Raw genomic sequence first — 453 nt, 5'->3', positions numbered from 1 at the left:
GCAGGAGTACCGCGCCAGCGCCCTGCAGACCTGGAAGCTGGCTGGTGAACAGCTGGACCGCGCCCTGGCCGACCCGACCTGGACCGCGCTGCTGCCGGAGGAAGGGGGCACCCACCAGTCGGCCCGGCTGAAGCCGGCCGGGGTGGTGGACGTGGACGAGACCGTGCTGGACAACTCGCCGTTCCAGGCGCGCCAGGTGCACGACGAAGGCAGCTACAGCGACGCTGGCTGGGCGGCCTGGGTCAACGAGCAGAAGGCCGAGCCGGTGCCGGGCGCGGTGCGGTTCGCACAGCTGGCCGCGTCCAAGGGCGTGACCATGATCTACATCAGCAACCGCACCTCGGCGATGAAGGACGCCACCCTGGCCAACCTGCGCAAGGTGGGCTTCCCGGTGGCCGACGACAGCGTCTACCTGGGCCTGGGCACCGAGGTGCCGGGTTGCCGCCAGGTGGG

General features: G+C 71.3%; 1 protein-coding gene. It reads left to right on the top strand.

Going from position 1 to position 453, the window contains the following annotated elements; all coding sequences use genetic code 11:
- On the top strand, positions 1–453 hold a 453-nt coding region (locus VA603_RS00295), incomplete at both ends, for an HAD family acid phosphatase (protein ID WP_323437605.1).

It is taken from the genome of Stenotrophomonas capsici (genome assembly GCF_034961085.1).
Classification (GTDB): Bacteria; Pseudomonadota; Gammaproteobacteria; order Xanthomonadales; family Xanthomonadaceae; genus Stenotrophomonas; species Stenotrophomonas capsici.
Note: the sequence above shows the minus strand (reverse complement) of the source record. Positions and strands in the feature narration are given on the sequence as shown.